General features: G+C 58.0%; 19 protein-coding genes. 17 read left to right on the forward strand and 2 right to left on the reverse strand.

The window, feature by feature from the left end; genetic code table 11:
- The first annotated feature begins 92 nt into the window (after nt 1-92).
- Entirely contained in the window at nt 93-404 is a 312-nt protein-coding gene (locus JBO08_RS05380) for a DUF485 domain-containing protein (RefSeq protein ID WP_049709234.1), read from the forward strand.
- A complete protein-coding gene (locus tag JBO08_RS05385; RefSeq protein WP_065872672.1) occupies nt 401-2059 on the forward strand; it encodes a cation acetate symporter in 1659 nt (552 codons plus the stop codon). The genes JBO08_RS05380 and JBO08_RS05385 overlap by 4 nt, the downstream gene beginning before the upstream one ends.
- Before the next feature lie 242 nt (nt 2060-2301).
- On the opposite strand, the gene gltA is transcribed toward JBO08_RS05385, so the two are convergent.
- Complete coding sequence (gene gltA / locus JBO08_RS05390) at nt 2302-3591, reverse strand: citrate synthase (protein WP_014717728.1); 1290 nt, start codon at nt 3589-3591, stop codon at nt 2302-2304.
- A gap of 364 nt (nt 3592-3955) precedes the next feature.
- On the opposite strand from gltA, the gene sdhC reads away from it, so the two are divergent.
- The 11 genes from sdhC (at nt 3956) to JBO08_RS05445 (ending at nt 17954) form a co-directional block, all read left to right on the forward strand.
- Complete coding sequence (sdhC, locus tag JBO08_RS05395) at nt 3956-4330, forward strand: succinate dehydrogenase, cytochrome b556 subunit (RefSeq protein ID WP_003172804.1); 375 nt, start codon at nt 3956-3958, stop codon at nt 4328-4330.
- Nucleotides 4324-4692 (forward strand): succinate dehydrogenase, hydrophobic membrane anchor protein, encoded by a 369-nt coding sequence (gene sdhD / locus JBO08_RS05400; RefSeq protein WP_032889156.1) that lies wholly within the window; start codon nt 4324-4326, stop codon nt 4690-4692. The genes sdhC and sdhD overlap by 7 nt, the downstream gene beginning before the upstream one ends.
- Nucleotides 4693-4695: 3 nt before the next feature.
- The gene (gene sdhA / locus JBO08_RS05405; protein ID WP_065872671.1) at nt 4696-6468 is read left to right on the forward strand and encodes a succinate dehydrogenase flavoprotein subunit; all 1773 of its coding nucleotides are present in this window, start codon (nt 4696-4698) and stop codon (nt 6466-6468) included.
- Between the two features lie 11 nt (nt 6469-6479).
- Nucleotides 6480-7184 carry a succinate dehydrogenase iron-sulfur subunit gene (locus tag JBO08_RS05410; protein ID WP_003172807.1) on the forward strand — a complete coding sequence of 235 codons (705 nt, stop codon included), beginning with the start codon at nt 6480-6482 and terminating at the stop codon, nt 7182-7184.
- A 261-nt stretch (nt 7185-7445) separates the two neighbouring features.
- Nucleotides 7446-10277, forward strand: a complete 2832-nt coding sequence (locus tag JBO08_RS05415) for a 2-oxoglutarate dehydrogenase E1 component (RefSeq protein WP_220074442.1) — start codon at nt 7446-7448, stop codon at nt 10275-10277.
- Nucleotides 10278-10321: 44 nt separating this feature from the next.
- Nucleotides 10322-11545, forward strand: coding sequence for a 2-oxoglutarate dehydrogenase complex dihydrolipoyllysine-residue succinyltransferase (gene odhB, locus JBO08_RS05420; protein ID WP_065872668.1), 1224 nt, complete (start codon nt 10322-10324; stop codon nt 11543-11545).
- Between the two features lie 99 nt (nt 11546-11644).
- Nucleotides 11645-13081, forward strand: a complete 1437-nt coding sequence (gene lpdA / locus JBO08_RS05425) for a dihydrolipoyl dehydrogenase (protein WP_065882465.1) — start codon at nt 11645-11647, stop codon at nt 13079-13081.
- Between the two features lie 204 nt (nt 13082-13285).
- Nucleotides 13286-14452, forward strand: coding sequence for an ADP-forming succinate--CoA ligase subunit beta (gene sucC / locus JBO08_RS05430; protein ID WP_060754516.1), 1167 nt, complete (start codon nt 13286-13288; stop codon nt 14450-14452).
- Nucleotides 14452-15333 carry a succinate--CoA ligase subunit alpha gene (sucD, locus tag JBO08_RS05435; protein WP_065872666.1) on the forward strand — a complete coding sequence of 294 codons (882 nt, stop codon included), beginning with the start codon at nt 14452-14454 and terminating at the stop codon, nt 15331-15333. The genes sucC and sucD overlap by 1 nt, the downstream gene beginning before the upstream one ends.
- A gap of 432 nt (nt 15334-15765) precedes the next feature.
- Nucleotides 15766-17079 carry a branched-chain amino acid transport system II carrier protein gene (brnQ, locus tag JBO08_RS05440; protein ID WP_065882466.1) on the forward strand — a complete coding sequence of 438 codons (1314 nt, stop codon included), beginning with the start codon at nt 15766-15768 and terminating at the stop codon, nt 17077-17079.
- A gap of 137 nt (nt 17080-17216) precedes the next feature.
- Nucleotides 17217-17954, forward strand: coding sequence for a DUF599 domain-containing protein (locus tag JBO08_RS05445; RefSeq protein WP_065872664.1), 738 nt, complete (start codon nt 17217-17219; stop codon nt 17952-17954).
- Between the two features lie 90 nt (nt 17955-18044).
- Here JBO08_RS05445 and JBO08_RS05450 read toward each other — a convergent pair whose 3' ends face one another.
- Complete coding sequence (locus tag JBO08_RS05450; protein WP_012723095.1) at nt 18045-18296, reverse strand: hypothetical protein; 252 nt, start codon at nt 18294-18296, stop codon at nt 18045-18047.
- Between the two features lie 157 nt (nt 18297-18453).
- Between JBO08_RS05450 and JBO08_RS05455 the strand changes: the two genes are divergently transcribed.
- The 4 genes from JBO08_RS05455 to JBO08_RS05470 all read left to right on the forward strand — a co-directional run bounded on the left by JBO08_RS05455 (nt 18454) and on the right by JBO08_RS05470 (nt 22169).
- Nucleotides 18454-18930, forward strand: a complete 477-nt coding sequence (locus JBO08_RS05455; RefSeq protein ID WP_065872663.1) for a PaaI family thioesterase — start codon at nt 18454-18456, stop codon at nt 18928-18930.
- The gene (locus JBO08_RS05460; RefSeq protein ID WP_065882467.1) at nt 18927-19379 is read left to right on the forward strand and encodes a PaaI family thioesterase; all 453 of its coding nucleotides are present in this window, start codon (nt 18927-18929) and stop codon (nt 19377-19379) included. Before JBO08_RS05455 ends, JBO08_RS05460 begins: the two co-directional genes overlap by 4 nt.
- Nucleotides 19380-19468: 89 nt before the next feature.
- Nucleotides 19469-21373 (forward strand): molecular chaperone HtpG, encoded by a 1905-nt coding sequence (gene htpG, locus JBO08_RS05465; protein ID WP_065872757.1) that lies wholly within the window; start codon nt 19469-19471, stop codon nt 21371-21373.
- A gap of 67 nt (nt 21374-21440) precedes the next feature.
- On the forward strand, nt 21441-22169 hold the full coding sequence (locus JBO08_RS05470; RefSeq protein ID WP_065882468.1) for a dienelactone hydrolase family protein: 729 nt from the start codon (nt 21441-21443) through the stop codon (nt 22167-22169).
- Nucleotides 22170-22265: the final 96 nt, after the last annotated feature.

A 22265-nucleotide genomic window follows, 5' to 3' on the forward strand; every position in this document is an offset into this window, starting at 1 on the left:
TCTAATACTAAGGTCGTCTGGAACCCTTTGTGCAGCCGCATACAGTGGATACGTACCAATAATAAAAAAGCTGTGCTGCGAGGATAAAAACAATGAACGACAGCATTTACCTCTCGATTCAAAACAGCCCGCGTTTCAAGGAGCTGGTGAGAAAAAGGGAACGGTTCGCCTGGATTCTCTCGGCGATCATGCTAGGGCTTTACTCCGGTTTCATCCTGTTGATCGCCTACGGGCCACAAGTGCTGGGGGCAAAACTCAGCCCTGGCTCGTCGATTACCTGGGGCATTCCCCTGGGTGTCGGGCTGATTGTGTCGGCCTTTATCCTGACCGGCATCTATGTGCGGCGGGCCAACGGCGAGTTTGACGACCTGAACAATGCGATTCTCAAGGAGGCTGCGCAATGATCCGGCGTCTACTGGCAGTATTCGGCGCTTCGCTCTTTGCTCCGGCCGTCTGGGCTGCGGATGCATTGACCGGTGAAGTGCAAAGGCAACCGCTGAACATCTCGGCCATCGTGATGTTTGTCGCGTTTGTCGGTGCCACCTTGTGCATCACCTACTGGGCGTCCAAGCGCAACAAGTCGGCGGCCGATTACTACGCGGCTGGCGGCAAGATCACCGGTTTCCAGAATGGCCTGGCGATTGCCGGTGACTATATGTCGGCGGCGTCTTTCCTGGGGATTTCCGCACTGGTTTATACCTCCGGTTATGACGGCCTGATCTACTCGATCGGCTTTCTGGTGGGCTGGCCGATCATTCTGTTCCTGATCGCCGAGCGCCTGCGCAACCTGGGCAAGTACACCTTTGCTGACGTTGCCTCCTACCGCCTGGGCCAGACCCAGATCCGCAGCCTGTCCGCGTGTGGCTCTTTGGTGGTGGTGGCGTTCTACCTGATCGCGCAGATGGTTGGTGCGGGCAAGCTGATTCAGCTGTTGTTCGGCCTGGACTACCACGTAGCGGTCATCCTGGTGGGTATCTTGATGTGCATGTACGTGCTGTTCGGCGGCATGCTGGCGACCACTTGGGTGCAGATCATCAAGGCAGTGCTGTTGCTGTCCGGTGCCTCGTTCATGGCGCTGATGGTGATGAAGCACGTCAACTTCGACTTCAACGCCCTGTTCTCCGAGGCGATCAAGGTTCACCCTAAAGGTGAAGCGATCATGAGCCCCGGCGGCTTGGTGAAAGACCCAATCTCGGCATTCTCCCTGGGCCTGGCACTGATGTTCGGTACCGCTGGCCTGCCGCACATCCTGATGCGCTTCTTCACCGTAAGCGACGCCAAGGAAGCGCGTAAGAGCGTGCTCTATGCAACTGGCTTCATCGGCTACTTCTATATCCTGACCTTTATCATCGGCTTTGGCGCGATCCTGCTGGTCAGCACCAACCCGGCGTTCAAAGATGCGGCAGGCGCCTTGCTGGGCGGTAACAACATGGCGGCAGTGCACCTGGCCAATGCGGTGGGTGGCAGTATCTTCCTGGGCTTCATCTCGGCCGTGGCGTTCGCCACTATCCTCGCGGTGGTTGCCGGTTTGACCCTGGCCGGTGCTTCGGCGGTGTCCCATGACCTGTACGCCAGCGTGATCAAGAAAGGCAAGACCAACGACAAGGATGAGATTCGCGTATCGAAGATCACCACCATCGCCTTGGGCGTGTTGGCTATCGGCCTGGGTATCCTGTTCGAAAGCCAGAACATTGCGTTCATGGTCGGCCTGGCGTTCTCCATTGCGGCCAGCTGTAACTTCCCGGTGTTGCTGCTTTCCATGTACTGGAAAAACCTCACCACCCGTGGCGCGATGATTGGCGGCTGGCTGGGCTTGATCAGTGCCGTTGGCCTGATGGTGCTGGGCCCGACCATCTGGGTCTCGATCCTGCACCACGAAAAAGCCATCTTCCCGTACGAGTACCCGGCGCTGTTCTCGATGATCATTGCGTTCGTCGGCATCTGGTTCTTCTCCATCACCGACAAGTCGGCGGCGGCAGAGAAAGAGCGTGCGCTGTACTTCCCGCAGTTTGTGCGTTCGCAAACTGGCCTGGGGGCGAGCGGGGCGGTTAATCACTAAGGTTGTAACTAAATAAGAAATGCCCCGGCCGAAACGCTGGGGCATTTTTTTGCCTGGGGTTCTGTGTTGCCTGGGCTATTGCTTTCGCGAGCAAGCCCGCTCCCACAGTTGACCGCATTTCAAAGGATGTACACGGTCAACTGTGGGAGCGGGCTTGCTCGCGAAAGCGGTATGTCAGGCGGCACAAACAAAAACGGCCTCCACTAAGGGAGGCCGTTCTCAGTACAGCTTGCAGCCAGTGCTTACTTGCGATCTTCCAGCTTGGTGATGTCACGCGACTCGTAGCCGGTGTACAGCTGGCGCGGGCGGCCAATCTTGTACGGGCTGGAGAGCATTTCTTTCCAGTGGGAGATCCAGCCCACGGTCCGCGCCAGGGCGAAGATCACGGTGAACATGCTGGTTGGAATGCCGATCGCCTTGAGGATGATCCCCGAGTAGAAGTCGACGTTCGGGTACAGCGAGCGTTCGATGAAGTACGGGTCGGTCAGGGCGATCTCTTCCAGGCGCATGGCCAGTTCGAGTTGCGGATCGTTCTTGATACCCAGTTCCTTCAACACTTCGTCGCAGGTCTGTTTCATGACGGTGGCGCGCGGGTCGCGGTTCTTGTAGACCCGGTGACCGAAACCCATCAACTTGAACGGGTCGTTCTTGTCCTTGGCCTTGGCGATGAATGTGTCGATGTTCGAGACATCGCCGATTTCATCGAGCATGGTCAACACGGCTTCGTTCGCACCGCCGTGGGCAGGGCCCCACAGTGCGGCGATACCGGCGGCGATACAGGCGAACGGGTTCGCACCCGAAGAACCTGCCAGACGCACGGTAGAAGTCGAGGCGTTCTGTTCGTGGTCGGCGTGGAGGATGAAGATCCGGTCCATGGCCTTGGCAAGCACCGGGCTGATCGGTTTGATCTCGCACGGCGTGTTGAACATCATGTGCAGGAAGTTTTCCGCGTACGTCAGGTCGTTGCGCGGGTACATCATGGGTTGGCCCATGGAGTACTTGTAAACCATTGCGGCCAGGGTCGGCATCTTGGCAACCAGGCGGATCGCGGAGATTTCGCGATGCTGCGGGTTATTGATGTCGAGGGAGTCATGATAGAAGGCCGACAGGGCGCCGACCACGCCGCACATGACGGCCATCGGATGGGCGTCGCGACGGAAGCCGTTGAAGAAGGTCTTCAACTGCTCGTGAACCATGGTGTGGTTCTTCACGGTGCTGACGAACTGGGCTTTTTGCTCGGCTGTTGGCAATTCGCCATTTAGCAGCAGGTAGCAGGTTTCCAGGTAGTCCGACTTCTCAGCCAGTTGTTCGATCGGGTAGCCGCGGTGAAGCAGAATGCCATTATCGCCGTCGATATAGGTGATCTTCGACTCGCAAGAGGCGGTCGACATGAAGCCTGGGTCGAAAGTGAAACGGCCCGTGGCCGTCAGGCCCCGTACGTCGATAACATCGGGACCAACGGTGCCGGTTAAAATGGGCAGCTCGACGGGGGCTGCGCCCTCGATGATCAACTGCGCTTTTTTGTCAGCCATGTGGCCTCCTATTTATGCTTCAAATCATCAGACAGACCCCCCACGCAGGGCCCGCACCACTATAGTGAGATAAATTCAGATGTCAATTTGCCTAAAGTCTTGCCCCAGAAGGCTTTAACCGTACTTTTTCCTCGAAATTACCTGCCGTTTACGCCTTTTATCCCGCCAGCGCAATCCGCTATTAGGGTGAGGTGAGCGCGTTGTCATTAGTAACCTAACTGTCTATACTCGGCCACCGACCGCCAAGGGCTTTTGGGCTTGCTTTCATTGGGGGTCGCACTCCCTGGGTGGTGCTTACCTGACCAGTGCACTCCCCGACAACTTTGCCCTGATTGTTAGGGGCTCTTAAGTGTGAAAAAAAGCCGTGAATAGCCAACGACCTGTAAACCTAGACCTAAGGACCATCAAACTCCCCATCACCGGCGTTACGTCGTTCCTGCACCGTGTTTCCGGCATCATCCTGTTCCTGGGCTTGGGCATCATGCTTTATGCATTGAGCAAATCCCTGGGTTCCGAGGAAGGTTACGCCGAGGTGAAGGCATGCTTGACCAGCCCGCTGGCCAAGTTCGTAGCATGGGGCCTCCTGTCCGCTCTGCTGTATCACCTGGTAGCCGGTGTGCGCCACTTGATCATGGACATGGGCATCGGTGAGACGCTGGAAGGCGGCCGCCTGGGCTCGAAAATCATCATCGCCATCTCCGTGGTGCTGATCGTTCTGGCAGGAGTTTGGATATGGTAACCAGCGTTACGAACCTATCGCGTTCGGGCCTCTATGACTGGATGGCACAACGTGTGTCTGCGGTTGTTCTCGCGGCTTATTTCATTTTCCTGATCGGATACCTCGTCGCAAATCCGGGCATCGGCTATGAGCAATGGCACGGCCTGTTTTCCCACAATGCGATGCGAATCTTCAGTCTGCTGGCCCTTGTTGCCCTGGGTGCTCACGCCTGGGTTGGCATGTGGACCATCGCGACCGACTACCTGACGCCAATGGCGCTGGGCAAGTCCGCGACCGCAGTACGTTTCCTCTTCCAGGCAGTATGCGGCATCGCGATGTTCGCTTACTTCGTCTGGGGTGTGCAGATTCTTTGGGGTATCTGATTCATGGCTAACATTCCAACTATTTCATTCGACGCCATCATTATTGGTGGCGGCGGTGCTGGCATGCGCGCTGCGCTGCAGCTGGCACAGGGCGGTCACAAGACTGCCGTGATCACCAAGGTGTTCCCGACCCGTTCCCACACCGTATCGGCCCAGGGTGGTATTACCTGCGCCATCGCCTCCGCCGACCCGAACGATGACTGGCGCTGGCACATGTACGATACCGTCAAGGGTTCCGACTATATCGGTGACCAGGACGCTATCGAATACATGTGTCAGGAAGGCCCGGCCGCGGTGTTCGAGCTGGACCACATGGGTCTGCCGTTCTCCCGTACCGAGCAAGGCCGTATCTACCAGCGTCCATTCGGCGGCCAGTCGAAGGATTACGGTAAAGGCGGGCAGGCTGCCCGTACCTGCGCCGCGTCCGACCGTACCGGTCACGCGCTGCTGCACACGCTTTATCAGGGCAACCTGAAAGCCGGCACCACGTTCCTGAACGAATACTACGCGGTTGACCTGGTGAAGAACGCCGACGGCGCATTCGTCGGTGTGATCGCCATCTGCATTGAAACCGGTGAAACCACCTATATCCGCGCCAAGGCTACTGTTCTGGCGACGGGCGGTGCAGGCCGTATCTACGCGTCGACCACCAATGCCCTGATCAACACCGGTGACGGCGTTGGCATGGCACTGCGTGCCGGCGTGCCAGTGCAAGACATCGAAATGTGGCAGTTCCACCCGACCGGCATCGCCGGCGCCGGTGTATTGGTTACAGAAGGTTGCCGTGGTGAAGGTGGTTACCTGATCAACAAGCACGGCGAGCGTTTCATGGAGCGTTATGCGCCGAACGCGAAAGACCTTGCTGGCCGTGACGTTGTAGCCCGTTCGATGGTTAAGGAAATCATTGCCGGCAACGGCTGTGGCCCGAACGGCGACCACGTACTGCTCAAGCTCGATCACCTGGGCGAAGAAGTGCTGCACAGCCGCCTGCCAGGCATCTGCGAGCTGTCCAAGACCTTCGCACACGTTGACCCGGTAGTTGCACCGGTTCCGGTTGTTCCAACCTGCCACTATATGATGGGCGGCGTGCCGACCAACATTCATGGCCAGGCGATCACCCAAAACGCTGAAGGCGTGGACGAGATCATTCATGGTCTGTTCGCCGTAGGCGAAGTGGCGTGCGTATCGGTACACGGTGCCAACCGTCTGGGCGGCAACTCGCTGCTCGACTTGGTGGTATTCGGTCGTGCTGCCGGCCTGCACCTCGAAAAAGCGCTGACCGACGGCATCGAATACGATGACGCGACCGACGCCAACATCGAGGCGGCCCTGGCCCGTCTGAATGCGCTGAACTCGCGCACTGATGGCGAAGACGTAGCTACCCTGCGTCGCGAGCTGCAAAGCTGCATGCAGAACTACTTCGGTGTATTCCGTACTGGCGAATACATGCAGAAGGGTATTGCCCAACTGGCCGATCTGCGCGTGCGCATCGCCAACGTCAAGATCAACGATAAGAGCCAGGCGTTCAACACCGCTCGTATCGAAGCCCTTGAACTGCAAAACCTGCTGGAAGTGGCTGAAGCGACTGCGATCGCCGCCGAGGTTCGTAAAGAATCCCGTGGTGCTCACGCGCGTGAAGACTTTGAAGATCGCGATGACGAAAACTGGTTGTGCCACACCCTGTACTTCCCGGGTGACAAGCGCGTAACCAAGCGTGCCGTGAACTTCTCGCCGAAGACGGTACCGACGTTTGAACCGAAGATTCGGACTTACTAAGGGTGGCTGCCATGTTGAAAGTCAGTGTTTATCGCTACAACCCTGATCAGGACGCTGCGCCGTTCATGCAGGAGTTCCAGGTTGATACCGGTGGTAAAGACCTGATGGTGCTGGATGTATTGGCGCTGATCAAAGAGCAGGACGAAGGTTTCTCGTATCGTCGCTCTTGCCGTGAAGGTGTGTGCGGTTCCGACGGCATGAACATCAACGGCAAAAACGGCCTGGCGTGCATCACGCCGCTGTCTGCCGTGGTTAAAGGCAACAAGTTGATCGTTCGTCCGCTGCCAGGTTTGCCGGTTATCCGTGACCTGGTCGTGGATATGAGCATCTTCTACAAGCAATACGAGAAAGTTAAGCCGTTCCTGCAGAACGACACGCCGGCCCCGGCCATCGAGCGTCTGCAGTCCCCGGAAGAGCGTGAGAAGCTCGACGGTCTGTACGAGTGCATCCTGTGCGCTTGCTGCTCGACGTCGTGCCCGTCCTTCTGGTGGAACCCGGACAAGTTCCTGGGTCCAGCTGCCCTGCTGCAAGCGTACCGCTTCCTGGCAGACAGCCGTGACACCAAGACGTCCGAGCGTCTGGCTTCGCTGGATGACCCGTTCAGCGTATTCCGCTGCCGCGGGATCATGAACTGCGTCAACGTATGTCCCAAAGGCCTGAACCCGACTAAGGCCATTGGTCACATCCGTAACATGCTGCTGCAGAGCGGCGTGTAAGCGACGTGTAGTAAAAGCAGGACCGTTGTGCCCGTAAATGCTACGGCGCAGGCTTCAACCGGCGCCGTAGTTTTAACTTGAGCAGCGACTTACAAAGCCGCGGCTCTTATTTTGAAGAAATGAGACAAGCAGGGGCATTCGGGTTGGTACCCGAACTATCAGCGTGATCCTAAGTGGCTTGTTTTGGTCGCTGCACTTGGCCTTTTGCAAGCAAACTCGGTGTTTTCGCCGGTGGTGTCCCCAAATCGAGGGTGACCAAGCATGCAAGAAAGCGTGATGCAGCGCATGTGGAACAGCGGCTATCTTTCAGGTGGTAACGCTGCCTATGTGGAAGAGCTTTATGAGCTCTACCTGCACGACCCTAACGCTGTGCCAGAAGAATGGCGCACCAAATTTCAGACGTTGTCTTCAGACGGCAACGCTGCCACCGATGTATCGCACGCCACGATTCGCGATCAGTTTGTGCTGCTGGCAAAGAACCAGCGCCGCGCCCAACCGGTTTCCGCCGGCAGCGTGAGCAGTGAGCACGAGAAGAAGCAAGTTGAGGTATTGCGACTGATCCAGGCCTACCGGATGCGTGGCCACCAGGCGGCCCAGCTTGACCCGCTGGGGCTCTGGCAGCGTCCTGCACCTGCTGACCTGTCGATCAATCATTACGGCTTGACCAATGCCGATCTTGATACGACCTTCCGTGCCGGCGACCTGTTCATCGGCAAAGAGGAGGCGAGCCTACGCGAAATTCACGAAGCGTTGCAGCAGACATATTGCCGCACCATTGGCGCTGAGTTCACGCACATCACCGATTCCGAGCAACGCCACTGGTTCCAGCACCGTCTGGAAGGTGTGCGTGGTCGTCCGGTGCTGTCTGAAGATGTGCGTAGCCATCTGCTCGAGCGCGTAACCGCTGCCGAAGGCCTGGAAAAGTACCTGGGTACCAAGTACCCGGGCACCAAGCGTTTCGGTCTGGAAGGCGGCGAAAGCCTGATCCCGATGCTCGACGAGTTGATCCAGCGTTCCGGTTCCTACGGCACCAAGGAAATCGTGATCGGCATGGCTCACCGTGGTCGCTTGAACGTGTTGGTCAACACCTTCGGCAAGAACCCGCGTGAGCTGTTCGACGAGTTCGAAGGCAAGAAGAAGGTTGAGCTGGGTTCCGGTGACGTTAAATACCACCAGGGCTTCTCGTCCAACGTGATGACCACCGGCGGTGAAGTTCACCTGGCCATGGCCTTCAACCCATCCCACCTGGAAATTGTTTCTCCAGTGGTCGAGGGTTCGGTCCGTGCTCGCCAGGATCGTCGTAATGACACCACCGGTGAAAAGGTTCTGCCGATTTCCATCCACGGTGACGCGGCTTTCGCCGGTCAAGGCGTGGTCCTGGAAACGTTCCAGATGTCGCAGACCCGCGGCTTCAAGACCGGCGGTACCGTTCACATCGTCATCAACAACCAGGTTGGCTTCACCATCAGCAACCCGCTGGACGCGCGCTCTACCGAGTACGCGACCGACGTTGCCAAGATGATCCAGGCGCCGATCCTCCATGTGAATGGCGATGATCCGGAAGCTGTGCTGTTTGTGACCCAGTTGGCCATTGATTATCGCATGCAGTTCAAGCGTGACGTGGTGATCGACCTGGTTTGCTACCGCCGTCGCGGTCACAACGAAGCAGACGAGCCAAGCGGTACTCAGCCGTTGATGTATCAGCAGATCACCAAGCAGCGCACTACCCGTGAGCTGTACGCCGAAAGCCTGACCAAGGCCGGCGTGGTTGACGATGCGCGTGTTCAGGCGAAAGTCGATGAATACCGCAACGCGCTGGACAATGGTTTGCATGTTGTAAAAAGCCTGGTTAAAGAGCCGAACAAAGAGTTGTTCGTTGACTGGCGTCCGTACCTGGGCCACGCCTGGACTGCGCGTCACGATACGTCGTTCGATCTGAAGACCTTGCAGGAATTGTCCGCCAAGCTGCTGGAAATCCCGGAAGGTTTCGTGGTTCAGCGCCAGGTTGCGAAGATCTACGAAGACCGTCAGAAGATGCAAGCCGGCGGCCTGCCGATCAACTGGGGTTACGCCGAAACCATGGCGTACGCGACCCTGGCGTTCGAAGGTCACCCGATCCGCATGACTGGCCAGGACATCGGCCGTGGTACGTTCTCGCACCGTCATGCCGTGCTGCACAACCAGAAAGACGCGGGCACCTACATCCCGTTGCAGAACCTGTACGCAGGCCAGCCACGTTTCGACCTGTACGATTCGTTCCTGTCCGAAGAAGCCGTACTGGCGTTCGAATACGGTTACTCGACCACCACGCCTCAAGCGCTGGTGATCTGGGAAGCCCAGTTCGGCGACTTCGCCAACGGTGCCCAGGTGGTTATCGACCAGTTCATCACCAGCGGCGAGCACAAGTGGGGCCGTCTGTGCGGTCTGACCATGCTGCTGCCACACGGTTATGAAGGTCAGGGTCCGGAGCACTCCTCGGCCCGTCTGGAGCGTTACCTGCAGCTGTGCGCCGAGCACAACATCCAGGTGTGCGTGCCGACTACCCCGGCCCAGATCTACCACTTGCTGCGTCGCCAGGTGATCCGCCCGCTGCGCAAGCCGCTGGTGGTACTGACACCGAAGTCGCTGCTGCGTCATAAATTGGCCATCTCGACCCTGGAAGATCTGGCGGATGGTTCGTTCCAGACCGTTATTCCAGAGATCGATACGCTGGACTCGGCGAAAGTGACTCGCCTGGTCCTGTGCAGCGGCAAGGCCTACTACGACCTGCTTGAAAAACGCCGTGCCGAAGGCCGCGAAGACATCGCCATCGTGCGTATCGAGCAGCTTTACCCGTTCCCGGAAGACGACCTGATGGAGGCCATTGCGCCTTACACCAACCTCACTCACGTGGTGTGGTGCCAGGAAGAACCGATGAACCAGGGCGCTTGGTACAGCAGCCAGCATCATTTGCGTCGCAGCATCGGTAACCATAAGCAGGCCCTGGGCCTGGAATATGCCGGTCGTGACGCTTCTGCTGCACCTGCGTGTGGTTATGCGTCGATGCATGCCGAGCAGCAGGAAAAACTGCTGCAAGATGCTTTCACTGTTTAACGCCTTCGCGCTGACTGAAACCGAATTTTAAGGACCCACAGATAATGGCTATCGAAATCAAAGCCCCGTCATTCCCGGAATCGGTTGCCGATGGCACCGTTGCCACCTGGCACAAGAAACCAGGCGACGCTGTAAAGCGTGACGACCTGATCGTCGACATCGAGACCGACAAAGTCGTTCTGGAAGTGTTGGCCGAAGCTGACGGCGTACTGGGCGCAATCGTTGCCGAAGAAGGCGCTACCGTTCTGTCGAACCAAGTGCTGGGCTCGATCGAAGAGGGCAGCGCTGCTGCCGCTGCTCCTGCCGCCGCTGCACCGGCTGCTGCTTCGGCTCCCGCTGCTGCTCCGGCCGCAGGCGGCGAAGATCCAATCGCTGCACCGGCTGCCCGTCAGTTGGCTGAGGAAAACGGCATCAACCTGGCGTCCATCAAAGGCACTGGCAAAGACGGCCGTGTAACCAAGGAAGACGTGGTGGCTGCAGTTGAAGCCAAGAAAAACGCCCCAGCTGCCGCACCTGCCAAGGCGGCTGCCCCGGCTGCCGCTGCGCCTGTGTTCGCCGCTGGCGACCGCACCGAGAAGCGCGTACCGATGACCCGCGTACGTGCCACCGTGGCCAAGCGTCTGGTTGAAGCACAGTCGAACATGGCGATGCTGACTACCTTCAACGAAGTCGACATGACCGAAGTCATGGCCCTGCGTTCGAAGTACAAGGATCTGTTCGAGAAGTCCCACAATGGCGTGCGCCTGGGCTTCATGTCGTTCTTCGTGAAAGCGGCTACTGAAGCGCTGAAACGCTACCCGGCAGTCAACGCTTCGATCGACGGTACCGACATCGTTTACCACGGCTATGCAGACATCGGCGTTGCCGTGTCCAGCGACCGTGGCCTGGTGGTTCCAGTACTGCGTAACGCCGAGCTGATGAGCCTGGCTGAAATCGAAGGCGGTATCGCCGGCTTCGGCAAGAAAGCCCGTGACGGCAAGCTGACCATCGACGAGATGACCGGCGGTACGTTCACCATCACTAACGGTGGTACCTTCGGTTCGATGATGTCGACGCCGATCGTCAACCCGCCACAAGCCGCGATCCTGGGCATGCACAACATCATCCAGCGTCCGATGGCCATCAACGGCCAAGTCGTGATCCGCCCGATGATGTACCTGGCACTGTCTTACGATCACCGCCTGATCGATGGTAAAGAAGCCGTGACTTTCCTGGTGACCATCAAAAACCTGCTGGAAGACCCAGCTCGTCTGCTGCTGGATATCTGATTGAAGCAGCTTCAAGTTGCGAGCTACAAGCTGTAGGAAAAAGCAGCTTGGCTTGCAGCTTGGGGCTAGAAGCTTGTCGCAAATAGAGGATCTATTTTCATGACACAGAAATTTGACGTCGTAGTGATTGGTGCAGGTCCTGGCGGCTATGTTGCCGCCATCAAGGCCGCACAACTGGGCCTCTCGACTGCTTGCATCGAAAAATACACCGACAAGGAAGGCAAACTGGCGCTGGGCGGTACTTGCCTGAACGTTGGTTGCATTCCTTCCAAGGCGCTGCTGGACAGCTCCTGGAAATTCCACGAAGCCCAAGACGGTTTCGCGATCCACGGCATTAACCACGCTGGCGTGACCATGGACGTGCCAGCAATGGTCGGCCGTAAAGCCAACATCGTTAAAGGCCTGACCTCCGGCGTTGCCACCTTGTTCAAGGCCAACGGCGTGACTTCCCTGCAAGGCCACGGCAAGCTGCTGGCCGGCAAGAAAGTTGAAATCACCAAGCCAGACGGCTCGGTTGAAGTCATCGAAGCCGAGAACGTAATCCTGGCCCCAGGTTCGCGTCCAATCGACATCCCGCCTGCTCCAGTTGACCAGAACGTGATCGTTGATTCGACCGGCGCCCTGGAGTTCCAATCGGTTCCTAAGCGTCTGGGCGTGATCGGCGCTGGCGTGATCGGCCTGGAACTGGGTTCGGTATGGTCCCGTTTGGGTTCCGAAGTCACCGTGCTGGAAGCCCTGGACACGTTCCTGCTGGCTGCCGACACCGCGGTGTCCAAAGAAGCCCTGAAAACCCTGACCAAGCAAGGTCTGGACATCAAACTGGGCGCCCGTGTTACCGGTTCCAAGGTCAACGGCGAAGAAGTCGTTGTGACCTACACCGATAAAGAAGGCGAGCAGACCATCACATTCGACAAGCTGATCGTAGCCGTTGGTCGCCGTCCAGTGACCACCGACCTGCTGGCAGCTGACAGCGGCGTGAACATCGACGAGCGTGGCTTCATCCACGTTGACGATCACTGCGCTACCACCGTGCCTGGCGTGTACGCCATCGGCGACGTGGTTCGCGGCATGATGCTCGCGCACAAGGCTTCCGAAGAAGGCATTATGGTTGTCGAGCGCATCAAGGGTCACAAGACCCAGATGAACTACGACCTGATCCCATCGGTTATCTACACCCACCCGGAAATTGCATGGGTCGGCAAGAACGAACAGCAGTTGAAAGCTGAAGGCGTTGAAGTTAACGTCGGCACCTTCCCGTTTGCTGCTTCTGGCCGTGCCATGGCAGCCAACGACACCGGTGGTTTTGTCAAAGTCATCGCTGATGCCAAGACTGACCGCGTATTGGGCGTCCACGTGATTGGCCCAAGCGCTGCAGAACTGGTTCAGCAAGGCGCGATCGGTATGGAATTCGGCACCAGTGCCGAGGACCTGGGCATGATGGTCTTCTCCCATCCGACCCTGTCCGAAGCGTTGCACGAAGCAGCGTTGGCAGTGAATGGCGGCGCCATCCACATCGCCAACAAGAAGAAGCGCTAAGCGAGATAATAAGAAACCACGGCGGAGTTGCCCGTCGTGAGCCTTGCGCGCAAGACTCACCGCGGAATATCCGCTGGACGCAGTCTTGCGCAGCTTTACGGGCCTTGAGCCCCGCAAGTTGCGCAAGCAGCAGTCACAGGTGGCGCGGCACTCATAATGAGCGCAGCGCCGAATGCGCAGTACCTAACGAAGACGGTAAAAAGCATGAATCTTCACGAGTATCAGGGTAAGCAGCTGTTCGCTGAATACGGCCTGCCAGTATCCAAGGGCTACGCAGTAGACACCCCGGAAGCAGCAGCAGAAGCTTGCGACAAAATCGGCGGCACCGAGTGGGTTGTCAAAGCCCAGGTCCACGCTGGTGGTCGCGGTAAAGCGGGCGGCGTTAAGCTGGTTCGCAGCAAAGAAGACGCCAAGGCCTTCGCACAGCAGTGGCTGGGCAAGCGTCTGGTGACTTACCAGACTGATGCCAATGGCCAGCCAGTCACCAAGATCCTGGTTGAATCGTGCACTGATATCGCTAAAGAGCTGTACCTGGGCGCTGTCGTTGACCGTTCGAGCCGTCGCATCGTGTTCATGGCTTCCACCGAAGGTGGCGTGGACATCGAGAAAATCGCTCACGAGACCCCAGAAAAAATTCTGAAAGCCACTATCGATCCACTGGTTGGCGCTCAGCCATTCCAGGGTCGCGAGTTGGCATTCCAGCTGGGCCTGGAAGGCAAGCAAGTTGCCCAGTTCGCCAAGATCTTCGTGGGTCTGGCCAAACTGTTCCAGGATCACGATCTGGCCCTGCTGGAAGTGAACCCGCTGGTGATCAAGGCTGACGGCGATCTGCACTGCCTGGACGCCAAGATCAACATCGACGCCAACGCCATGTACCGTCAGCCTAAGCTGAAGACTTTCCACGATCCGTCGCAAGACGATCCGCGCGAAGCGCACGCTGCCAAGTTCGAACTGAACTACGTAGCCCTGGAAGGTAACATCGGTTGCATGGTCAACGGTGCTGGCCTGGCCATGGGTACCATGGACATCGTCAACCTGCATGGCGGCAAACCAGCCAACTTCCTCGACGTGGGCGGTGGTGCTACCAAAGAACGCGTGACCGAAGCCTTCAAGATCATCCTGTCCGACGCCAACGTCGCTGCAGTACTGGTCAACATCTTCGGCGGCATCGTTCGTTGCGACATGATTGCCGAAGGCATCATCGGTGCAGTGAAAGAAGTCGGCGTTAAAATCCCGGTTGTTGTTCGCCTTGAAGGTAACAACGCTGAACTGGGCGCTAAAGTACTGGCAGAAAGCGGTTTGAACATCATCGCGGCTACCAGCCTGACCGACGCTGCTCAACAAGTTGTCAAAGCTGCGGAGGGCAAATAATGAGCGTCCTGATCAATAAAGACACCAAAGTTATCTGCCAGGGTATTACCGGTTCGCAAGGTAGTTTCCACACCCAGCAAGCCATTGAATACGGCACCAAGATGGTGGGTGGCGTTACTCCTGGTAAAGGCGGTACCGAGCACCTGGGTCTGCCAGTGTTCAACACCGTGAAAGAAGCCGTAGAAACCACTGGCGCTACCGCCAGCGTGATCTACGTTCCAGCTCCTTTCTGCAAGGACTCCATCCTGGAAGCAGCCTTCGGCGGCATCAAGCTGATCGTCTGCATCACCGAAGGCATTCCTACCCTGGACATGCTGGACGCTAAAGTTAAGTGCGACGAGCTGGGTGTTACCCTGATCGGCCCTAACTGCCCAGGCGTGATCACCCCAGGCGAATGCAAGATCGGCATCATGCCAGGTCACATTCACTTGCCAGGCAAAGTCGGTATCGTTTCCCGTTCCGGCACCCTGACCTACGAAGCTGTTAAGCAGACCACTGACGCCGGTTTCGGTCAGTCGACTTGCGTCGGCATCGGCGGTGACCCGATCCCAGGCTCCAACTTCATCGACATCCTGAAGCTGTTCCAGGAAGACCCGAAGACCGAAGCGATCGTCATGATCGGTGAGATCGGCGGTTCGGCTGAAGAAGAAGCGGCTGCCTACATCAAGGCACACGTGACTAAGCCGGTTGTTTCCTACATCGCTGGTGTGACTGCCCCTGCTGGCAAGCGCATGGGCCATGCTGGCGCAATCATCTCTGGCGGCAAGGGCACTGCAGACGAGAAGTTTGCTGCCCTGGAAGACGCAGGCGTTAAAACCGTGCGTTCGCTGGCAGACATCGGCAAGGCTTTGTCCGAGCTGACCGGTTGGGCTGTCAAGTAAGCCTCGCGCTTAACTGACGCTTCACCCACACAAAGGCCACCTTCGGGTGGCCTTTGTGCGTTCTGGGACAGCTGAATTCGCGACTGGCGCAGATCAAAATGTGGGAGCGGGCTTGCTCGCGAAAGCGGTGTATCAGCTAGCCAATCAGGTGCTGAAACACCGCTTTCGCGAGCAAGCCCGCTCCCACATTCGATTGTATTCCAACATTTAGATATATGAATGCGACATAGAAATGTCGCTTATCGGACAGTACGCCCCGCAACAGTGCGTTTGTCAGCCCAATTCTGTACCCTAGCCGCCTCTTTATGCGCCCGCATCCCAAAAGGAAGCCGCGCGCTAGACCGGTCGGCTCCCATAAGGGCCGGCAGTATTTCCCTCATCCATAGGGAATCCCTCTCTAAATTCCGATTCAGTAGTGTGGTATTTCCTCAAATGAAAGTGTTGAAAAGCCAGGACATCCTGGCGCTGGGTTTTATGACCTTTGCCCTGTTCGTGGGCGCCGGCAACATCATCTTCCCGCCTATCGTTGGTTTGCAGTCCGGGCCTCACGTCTGGATGGCAGCGCTGGGCTTTCTGATTACCGCAGTGGGTTTGCCGGTGGTCACCGTGATCGCGCTGGCCAAGGTTGGCGGCGGTATGGACGCGTTGAGCAGCCCGATCGGCAAGATCGCCGGTGGCCTGCTGGCGGCGGCGGCGTATCTGGCGGTAGGGCCGCTGTTCGCCACCCCGCGTACCGCGACCGTATCTTTCGAAGTGGGCCTGGCGCCGCTGACCGGCGAAAGCCCGTTGGCGCTGTTCCTCTACAGTTCGGTGTATTTCCTGGTGGTGTTCTTTGTCTCCCTGTACCCAGGCCGACTGCTGGACACCGTGGGTCGCTTTCTGGCGCCGCTGAAGATCATTGCGTTGGCCATCCTTGGCATCGCAGCGTTTGCCTTGCCGGCGGGAGACTTGGGGGTTGCCACGCCGAAATACGTGGCTGCGCCGTTCTCTGAAGGCTTCATCAATGGCTACCTGACCATGGATACCCTGGGCGCCCTGGTGTTCGGCATCGTGATCGTCAACGCGATTCGCTCCCGTGGTGTGGAGTCGCCAAAGCTGATCACCCGCTACGCAATCATCGCCGGCTTGATTGCCGGTGTGGGCCTGGCCCTGGTGTATGTCAGCCTGTTCCGCCTGGGTTCGGGCAGCCATGAAGTCGCCGCCGGTGCTGCCAATGGCGCCGCCGTATTGCACGCCTATGTGCAACACACGTTTGGCTCCCTGGGCAGCGGCTTCCTGGCGGTGCTGATCTCCCTGGCGTGCCTGGTCACGGCTGTTGGCCTCACCTGTGCCTGCGCCGAGTACTTCAGCCGCGTCTTGCCGCTGTCCTACAAGACCCTGGTGGTGATCCTGGCGCTGTTCTCGCTCTTCGTGTCCAACCTGGGCCTGACCAAGCTGATCGCGTTCTCGATCCCGGTACTTACCGCGATCTATCCGCCGTGCATCGTGCTGGTGGCGCTGAGCTTCTGCAAAGACTTCTGGCAAGAGCAGGGCCGTATCGTTGGCCCGGTGATGTTGGTGTCGTTCATCTTTGGCTGCATCGACGCGCTCAAGGGTGCGGGCCTGGTGGGTTGGTTGCCGTCGCAGTTGGCGAATTTGCCGTTGAGCGAGCAGGGCCTGGCGTGGCTGGTGCCTTCGGTGATGGTGTTGGTCGTGGCGGTGGTGATTGACCGTATGCTCGGCAAGCGTAGCGAAGCGATCGCATAACCCACGTTCGCGCAGTACTGAAATGCCCCGTATCAATCGATACGGGGCATTTTTTATGCTTATGACACAACAACCTTCTAAAGTTGGAACTCTTTAGACTGCGTTAACATCCACACACACCGTGTGACAGGACCCACATGTCGTTCGTCGAAACCAATCAGATCCACCTGCTCGCTGCCCTCTGGTTCGTCCTCTGCTGGGGTGGTTACACCCGCTATGCTACCTGGAAAGCCCGGGACACCGCATGCCTCGCCAGCGTGCTGCATCTGTATCGCGAAGACTGGATGCGCCGCATGCTATTGCGCGACAACCGCATCGCCGACGCCAGTGTGATCGGCAACTTGGAACGCAACGCCTCGTTCTTCGCTTCCAGCACCTTGATTATCCTGGCCGGCATTCTCACCGTGCTCGGCGCCTCGGAGCGCGCGGTGTCGCTGTTGGCAGACATCCCCATGGTGCAGCAGGCCTCCCAAGGCATGTCAGAGATCAAGCTGCTGTGCCTGGCGCTGGTATTCGTCTATGCGTTTTTCACGTTCAGCTGGTGCATGCGCCAGTACAATTTCGCAGCGGTGCTGGTGGGCTCGGCACCGATGATCGGCGAGCGGCACGTGTCGGAGCAGGAGCGCAACGCATTTGCCCTGCGCGCGGCACGGGTGATCTCCATGGCCGCCAACCAGTTCAACTTTGGCCTGCGCGCTTATTACTTCGGCATGACCATGCTCGCGTGGTTTGTCAGCCCCTGGTTGTTCATGTTGATGAGCAGTGGGGTGGTGCTGGTACTGTATCGCCGGGAGTTTCATTCCGACGTACTGCAAGTGATGGTGTATACGCAGACCGATACGCCGTTGCCGGAAGTGGCTAAAGAGGCGGCTTAGTTAAGCCTTCAACTCTAAATGCCAGACAAAAGAAAGCCCGCTATCTAAGCGGGCTTTCTTCTTGCAGCAAAGCTATTTCAAGCCGCGGTCTCAAGAACCGGTGGCAGGGGTAGCAGGTGCTGCTTCTTTTGCGGCGGCGGCGTTCGATTCAGCCTGAGCTTTGGCAGCATCGGCGTTTTCTTTCGCAGCGTCGTTCACTTTATCCTGAGCCTTCGCCATATCTTTCTGAGCTTGCTCGGAATGTGCTGCGGCGTCTTGGGCTTTGTCTTCGGATTTCTTGTCGCAGGCAGCGAGACCGAGGGCAGCGGCCAACATCATGGAAATAGCTAAAGTCTTGCGCATGGGGTGTTTCTCCTTATTGAAGATATCTACTGGCCTTTCGAGCATGGCCGTTCAGCATTAGTTCCTTTTGTTACGAAGATATATAAAAACAGTCACCCAGGAACTTTCACACGCGCCACCGATACTGCGTATCCATACAAATAAGAGTCCAGACACGATGACTGAAAATCCCCTGCTAGCGCGTGCGGCACGCTTTGTATCGGCCTTGCGCCATTGTCAGGTGTTGGGCATTACCGCTCATCACGCCGACGCGCAGGGCGTCACACTTGTCATGCCCTACGCCGCGCATCTGGTAGGAAACCCCACTACCGGCGTGATCCACGGCGGCGCGCTGACCTCCCTGATGGACACGGCCTGCGGCATGGCCACCCTGTGTGTATTGCCGGAATTCGAGGTGTGCCCGACCCTCGACCTGCGGGTCGATTACATGCACCCCGCCGCGCCACATCAACCGGTGTATGGCTTCGCCCAATGCTATCGAGTGACCACCGACGTGATCTTCACCCGTGGCTTCGCCTATCAGGATGACCCGCAACAACCCATCGCCCATGTGGTGGGTACGTTCATGCGCATGGGCAAGCGCCTCAAAGGCACGCAAGGGCTGGGCAGTACGATCAAGGGAGAACAGGCATGACCCACCGTTTCAAGACCCGCCTCGAGCAGGCCCATGCGCGCGGCGATTACGAGGCGCTGCTCAACCTGATCCCTTACGCCAAACTGATCGGCATCGAATGCACCCGCCTTGGAGATGAATTGCTGTTTCGGCTACCGGCCAACAAGGACAATATTGGTAACCCAATATTGCCGGCGCTGCACGGCGGAGTGATCGCGGGCTTTATGGAGCTGTCGGCGGCGCTGCACCTGCTGGTGTTTACCGGTGCGCCAGGCATCCCGAAAATCATCGATTTTTCCTTGGATTACCTGCGCGCCGGGCAATTTCGCGACACCTACGCCAAATGCCAGGTGTGGCGCCAAGGCCGACGAGTGGCAAACGTGGCGATCACCGCCTGGCAAAGCACTGCGGCCGAGCCTATCGCCACCGCTCGTGCGCATTTCAAAATCGAGGAACAGAGCCGCCCTTGAAATCCTGGTCTTAGCCCCCAACTTTGATGACAACCCGCCGCCAACCCTCAAGGGCGCGGCCACTGCCATCCAATTGGAGTTTGATGACCATGAGTGTGGAAACTCAAAAGGAAACCCTGGGCTTCCAGACCGAGGTGAAGCAACTGCTGCACCTCATGATCCATTCGCTGTATTCCAACAAGGAAATCTTCCTTCGCGAATTGATCTCGAACGCCTCTGACGCTGTCGACAAGTTACGTTTCGAAGCCCTGTCCAAGCCTGAGTTGCTGGAAGGTGGCGCCGAACTGAAAATCCGTGTGAGCTTCGACAAGGACGCCAAGACCGTCACCCTCGAAGACAACGGCATCGGCATGAGCCGTGAAGACGCGATTACCCACTTGGGTACCATCGCCAAATCCGGTACCGCTGATTTCATGAAGAATCTGTCGGGCGACCAGAAGAAAGATTCGCACCTGATCGGCCAATTCGGCGTGGGCTTCTATTCGGCCTTTATCGTTGCCGATAAAGTTGAAGTGTTCAGCCGTCGTGCCGGCCTCGACGCCAGTGAAGGCGTGCACTGGTCATCCAAAGGTGAGGGCGAGTTCGAAATCGCTACCATCGATAAGGCCGACCGTGGCACGCGTATCGTGCTGCACCTCAAAGACGGTGAAGACGAGTTTGCCGATGGCTGGCGCCTGCGCAACATCGTCAAGAAGTACTCCGACCACATCGCTTTGCCGATCGAGCTGCCGAAAGAACAAGCGGCCGCCGAAGGCGAAGAAGCGCCGGCCCAGGAATGGGAAGTGGTCAACCGCGCCAGCGCGCTGTGGACCCGTCCTCGCACCGAGATCAAGGACGAGGAATACCAGGAGTTCTACAAGCACATCGGTCACGACTACGAAAACCCGCTGAGCTGGAGCCACAACAAGGTCGAAGGCAAGCTGGAATACAGCTCGCTGCTCTACGTGCCGGCCCGTGCTCCGTTCGACCTGTACCAGCGCGAAGCGCCGAAGGGCCTCAAGCTCTACGTGCAGCGCGTGTTCGTGATGGACCAGGCGGAATCCTTCCTGCCGCTGTACCTGCGCTTTATCAAAGGCGTGGTCGACTCTAATGACCTGTCGCTGAACGTGTCGCGGGAAATCCTGCAAAAAGACCCAATCATCGACTCCATGAAGTCGGCGCTGACCAAACGCGTGCTCGACATGCTGGAAAAACTGGCGAAGAACGAGCCTGAGCAATACAAAGGCTTCTGGAAAAACTTCGGCCAGGTCATGAAAGAAGGCCCTGCTGAAGATTTCGCCAACAAGGAAAAAATTGCCGGCCTGCTGCGTTTTGCCTCGACTCATGAAGAGGGTGGCGAGCAAGTTGTGTCGCTGGCCGAGTACCTGGCACGGGCCAAGGAAGGTCAGGACAAGATCTACTACCTGACCGGCGAAACCTACGCCCAGGTCAAGAACAGCCCGCACCTGGAAGTCTTCCGCAAGAAAGGCATCGAAGTGCTGCTGCTGACCGACCGTATCGATGAGTGGCTGATGAGCTACCTCAGCGAGTTCGACGGCAAGACCTTCGTCGATGTGGCCCGTGGTGACCTGGACCTGGGTAACCTGGACTCCGAAGAAGAGAAGAAAGAAGCCGAAGAAGTCGCCAAGGCTAAAGAAGGCCTGGTTGAGCGGATCAAGGCGTCCCTGGGCGAGGCTGTCAGCGAAGTGCGGGTTTCCCACCGTCTGACCGATTCCCCGGCGATCCTGGCCATCGGCGAGGCGGACCTGGGCATGCAGATGCGCCAGATCCTCGAAGCGAGCGGCCAGAAGGTTCCGGATTCCAAGCCGATCTTCGAATTCAACCCGGCTCACCCGCTGATCGGGAAGCTCGATGCAGAGCAGAATGAAGAGCGCTTTGGCGACCTGTCGCACATCCTCTTCGACCAAGCGGCCCTGGCCGCTGGCGACAGCCTGAAAGATCCGGCCGCTTATGTGCGCCGCCTGAACAAGCTGTTGGTTGAACTGTCGGTTTGACACCGTTGTAGAGAAAACCCGCCTCGGCGGGTTTTTTCGTTCTACTGCACCTCAACTGGAGAAAATGATGAGCCAAGTCACTGTGCGTTCCGTGGTCTATCAGATTGATGGCCAGTCTTATGAGAGCCGCCTGGCATTCGATGCCAGCCACAAAGGCCCGTTGCCGGGCCTGCTGATGGCGCCGAACTGGATGGGTGTGAGTGCAGGTGCCGAAGAGATCGCCAAAAGCGTGGCCAGCAAGGGCTACGTGGTGCTCATCGCCGACCTGTACGGGCAAACCGTGCGCCCGTCAAATGGCGATGAAGCCGGCGCAGCGATGATGCCGCTGAAGAATGACCGCGTGTTGCTGACCAAGCGCATGCAGGCGGCCTTCGAGCAGTTGCAAGGCCAGACCGAAGCGGCGGTTGATACCGCCAGGTTGGCGACCTTTGGGTTCTGCTTTGGCGGTTGCTGCTCCTTGGAGCTGGCGCGTACCGGTGCGCCGTTGAAGGCTGCGGTATCGTTCCACGGCACCCTCGACACGCCGAATCCGGCGGATGCGAAGAACATCAAGGGTTCAGTGCTGGTGCTGCACGGTGCTTCCGACCCGTTGGTGCCGAAAGAGCAACTGCCGGCGTTTGAAGATGAAATGAACGCGGCGGGTGTGGATTGGCAGTTGCTGAGCTACGGCGGTGCGGTGCATTCCTTCACCGATCCGCATGCGAATATGCCTGGCAAGATGATGTACGACGCGAAGACCGCTGCGCGGGCCTTTCAGTCGATGCATAACCTGTTGGATGAAGTGTTCAAGGGCTAAATCTCTAGCGCTTGTTCGGGCCTCATCGCAGCATAGGTATCTACACATCTTGAGGGAGCCCTCTGCGTAGCAGCTGTCGAGCCCCGGCGAGGCTGC

Origin of the sequence: Pseudomonas sp. LAP_36, assembly GCF_019456785.1 — a bacterium.
Classification (GTDB): domain Bacteria; phylum Pseudomonadota; class Gammaproteobacteria; order Pseudomonadales; family Pseudomonadaceae; genus Aquipseudomonas; species Aquipseudomonas tritici.

What these genes read in the sequence shown, in the direction of transcription:
- JBO08_RS05380 (WP_049709234.1), top strand. Translation starts at nt 93, where the DNA reads ATGAACGACAGCATTTACCTCTCGATTCAAAACAGCCCGCGTTTCAAG.
- JBO08_RS05385 (WP_065872672.1), top strand. Translation starts at nt 401, where the DNA reads ATGATCCGGCGTCTACTGGCAGTATTCGGCGCTTCGCTCTTTGCTCCG.
- gltA (WP_014717728.1), bottom strand. Translation starts at nt 3,591, where the DNA reads ATGGCTGACAAAAAAGCGCAGTTGATCATCGAGGGCGCAGCCCCCGTC.
- sdhD (WP_032889156.1), top strand. Translation starts at nt 4,324, where the DNA reads ATGGTAACCAGCGTTACGAACCTATCGCGTTCGGGCCTCTATGACTGG.
- sdhA (WP_065872671.1), top strand. Translation starts at nt 4,696, where the DNA reads ATGGCTAACATTCCAACTATTTCATTCGACGCCATCATTATTGGTGGC.
- JBO08_RS05410 (WP_003172807.1), top strand. Translation starts at nt 6,480, where the DNA reads ATGTTGAAAGTCAGTGTTTATCGCTACAACCCTGATCAGGACGCTGCG.
- JBO08_RS05415 (WP_220074442.1), top strand. Translation starts at nt 7,446, where the DNA reads ATGCAAGAAAGCGTGATGCAGCGCATGTGGAACAGCGGCTATCTTTCA.
- odhB (WP_065872668.1), top strand. Translation starts at nt 10,322, where the DNA reads ATGGCTATCGAAATCAAAGCCCCGTCATTCCCGGAATCGGTTGCCGAT.
- lpdA (WP_065882465.1), top strand. Translation starts at nt 11,645, where the DNA reads ATGACACAGAAATTTGACGTCGTAGTGATTGGTGCAGGTCCTGGCGGC.
- sucC (WP_060754516.1), top strand. Translation starts at nt 13,286, where the DNA reads ATGAATCTTCACGAGTATCAGGGTAAGCAGCTGTTCGCTGAATACGGC.
- sucD (WP_065872666.1), top strand. Translation starts at nt 14,452, where the DNA reads ATGAGCGTCCTGATCAATAAAGACACCAAAGTTATCTGCCAGGGTATT.
- brnQ (WP_065882466.1), top strand. Translation starts at nt 15,766, where the DNA reads ATGAAAGTGTTGAAAAGCCAGGACATCCTGGCGCTGGGTTTTATGACC.
- JBO08_RS05445 (WP_065872664.1), top strand. Translation starts at nt 17,217, where the DNA reads ATGTCGTTCGTCGAAACCAATCAGATCCACCTGCTCGCTGCCCTCTGG.
- JBO08_RS05450 (WP_012723095.1), bottom strand. Translation starts at nt 18,296, where the DNA reads ATGCGCAAGACTTTAGCTATTTCCATGATGTTGGCCGCTGCCCTCGGT.
- JBO08_RS05455 (WP_065872663.1), top strand. Translation starts at nt 18,454, where the DNA reads ATGACTGAAAATCCCCTGCTAGCGCGTGCGGCACGCTTTGTATCGGCC.
- JBO08_RS05460 (WP_065882467.1), top strand. Translation starts at nt 18,927, where the DNA reads ATGACCCACCGTTTCAAGACCCGCCTCGAGCAGGCCCATGCGCGCGGC.
- htpG (WP_065872757.1), top strand. Translation starts at nt 19,469, where the DNA reads ATGAGTGTGGAAACTCAAAAGGAAACCCTGGGCTTCCAGACCGAGGTG.
- JBO08_RS05470 (WP_065882468.1), top strand. Translation starts at nt 21,441, where the DNA reads ATGAGCCAAGTCACTGTGCGTTCCGTGGTCTATCAGATTGATGGCCAG.